1 rRNA gene is annotated in these 2,930 nt (G+C 50.9%); it reads right to left on the bottom strand.

The features are described from left to right. Positions 1–22 precede the first annotated feature (22 nt). Positions 23–2,913, bottom strand: a 23S ribosomal RNA gene (locus M9196_RS23125). Between the last annotated feature and the right edge of the window lie 17 nt (positions 2,914–2,930).

Consider the following 2,930-nt stretch of genomic DNA (forward strand, 5'->3'; position numbering starts at 1 on the left):
ATCAAAACCCTTTGGGTGTTGTATGGTTAAGCCTCACGGGCAATTAGTACAGGTTAGCTCAATGCCTCGCAGCACTTACACACCCTGCCTATCAACGTTCTAGTCTTGAACAACCCTTTAGGACACTTAAAGTGCCAGGGAAGACTCATCTCAGGGCTCGCTTCCCGCTTAGATGCTTTCAGCGGTTATCGATTCCGAACTTAGCTACCGGGCAATGCCATTGGCATGACAACCCGAACACCAGAGGTTCGTCCACTCCGGTCCTCTCGTACTAGGAGCAGCCCCCTTCAATCTTCCAACGCCCACGGCAGATAGGGACCGAACTGTCTCACGACGTTCTAAACCCAGCTCGCGTACCACTTTAAATGGCGAACAGCCATACCCTTGGGACCGACTTCAGCCCCAGGATGTGATGAGCCGACATCGAGGTGCCAAACACCGCCGTCGATATGAACTCTTGGGCGGTATCAGCCTGTTATCCCCGGAGTACCTTTTATCCGTTGAGCGATGGCCCTTCCATTCAGAACCACCGGATCACTATGACCTACTTTCGTACCTGCTCGAATTGTCATTCTCGCAGTCAAGCGGGCTTATGCCATTGCACTAACCACACGATGTCCAACCGTGTTTAGCCCACCTTCGTGCTCCTCCGTTACTCTTTGGGAGGAGACCGCCCCAGTCAAACTACCCACCAGGCACTGTCCGCAATCCCGATTAGGGACCAACGTTAGAACATCAAGCATACAAGGGTGGTATTTCAAGATTGCCTCCACACACACTAGCGTGCATGCTTCAAAGGCTCCCACCTATCCTACACATGTAGGGTCAATGTTCAGTGCCAAGCTGTAGTAAAGGTTCACGGGGTCTTTCCGTCTAGCCGCGGGTACACTGCATCTTCACAGCGATTTCAATTTCACTGAGTCTCGGGTGGAGACAGCGTGGCCATCATTACGCCATTCGTGCAGGTCGGAACTTACCCGACAAGGAATTTCGCTACCTTAGGACCGTTATAGTTACGGCCGCCGTTTACCGGGGCTTCGATCAAGAGCTTCGACCTAAGTCTAACCCCATCAATTAACCTTCCGGCACCGGGCAGGCGTCACACCGTATACGTCATCTTACGATTTTGCACAGTGCTGTGTTTTTAATAAACAGTTGCAGCCACCTGGTATCTGCGACTCCTAGTAGCTCCATCCGCAAGGGACTTCACCGCCAAGAGCGTACCTTCTCCCGAAGTTACGGTACCATTTTGCCTAGTTCCTTCACCCGAGTTCTCTCAAGCGCCTTGGTATTCTCTACCCGACCACCTGTGTCGGTTTGGGGTACGATTTCTTATAATCTGAAGCTTAGAGGCTTTTCCTGGAAGCATGGCATCAATGACTTCACTACCGTAGTAGCTCGACATCGTATCTCAGCGTTAATAGCGGTCCGGATTTACCTAAACCACCCGCCTACGTACTTGAACCTGGACAACCATCGCCAGGCCCACCTAGCCTTCTCCGTCCCCCCATCGCAATTATAAGAAGTACGGGAATATTAACCCGTTTCCCATCGACTACGCCTTTCGGCCTCGCCTTAGGGGTCGACTTACCCTGCCCCGATTAACGTTGGACAGGAACCCTTGGTCTTCCGGCGAGGAGGTTTTTCACCCCCTTTATCGTTACTCATGTCAGCATTCGCACTTCTGATACGTCCAGCAGCCCTTACAGACCACCTTCAACCGCTTACAGAACGCTCCCCTACCCCACATAATAAATTATGCAGCCGCAGCTTCGGTGTATAGCTTAGCCCCGTTACATCTTCCGCGCAGGCCGACTCGACTAGTGAGCTATTACGCTTTCTTTAAATGATGGCTGCTTCTAAGCCAACATCCTAGCTGTCTAAGCCTTCCCACATCGTTTCCCACTTAGCTATACTTTGGGACCTTAGCTGGCGGTCTGGGTTGTTTCCCTCTCCACGACGGACGTTAGCACCCGCCGTGTGTCTCCCGGATATTACTTACTGGTATTCGGAGTTTGCAAAGGGTTGGTAAGTCGGGATGACCCCCTAGCCTTAACAGTGCTCTACCCCCAGTAGTATTCGTCCGAGGCGCTACCTAAATAGCTTTCGGGGAGAACCAGCTATCTCCAGGTTTGATTGGCCTTTCACCCCTAGCCACAAGTCATCCGCTAATTTTTCAACATTAGTCGGTTCGGTCCTCCAGTTGATGTTACTCAACCTTCAACCTGCCCATGGCTAGATCACCTGGTTTCGGGTCTATATCCAGAGACTGAACGCCCAGTTAAGACTCGGTTTCCCTACGGCTCCCCTAAACGGTTAACCTTGCCACTGAATATAAGTCGCTGACCCATTATACAAAAGGTACGCAGTCACCCAACAAAGTGGGCTCCTACTGCTTGTACGTACACGGTTTCAGGTTCTATTTCACTCCCCTCACAGGGGTTCTTTTCGCCTTTCCCTCACGGTACTGGTTCACTATCGGTCAGTCAGTAGTATTTAGCCTTGGAGGATGGTCCCCCCATATTCAAACAGGATATCACGTGTCCCGCCTTACTCGTTTTCACTGATTATGATGTGTCGGTTACGGGGCTATCACCCTTTACTGCGAGACTTTCCAGACTCTTCACCTGCATCATTAAAAGCTTAAGGGCTAGTCCAATTTCGCTCGCCGCTACTTTCGGAATCTCGGTTGATTTCTCTTCCTCGGGGTACTTAGATGTTTCAGTTCCCCCGGTTTGCCTCATTAACCTATGTATTCAGTTAATGATACGTGCTTATGCACGTGGGTTTCCCCATTCGGAAATCCCAGACTCACAGGTTATTACTACCTAATCTGGGCTTATCGCAAGTTATTACGTCCTTCATCGCCTCTGACTGCCAAGGCATCCACCGTGTACGCTTAGTCACTTAACCATACAACCCCAAAAGGT

The sequence above is a fragment of the Vibrio methylphosphonaticus genome (assembly GCF_023634655.1).
Classification (GTDB): Bacteria; Pseudomonadota; Gammaproteobacteria; order Enterobacterales; family Vibrionaceae; genus Vibrio; species Vibrio methylphosphonaticus.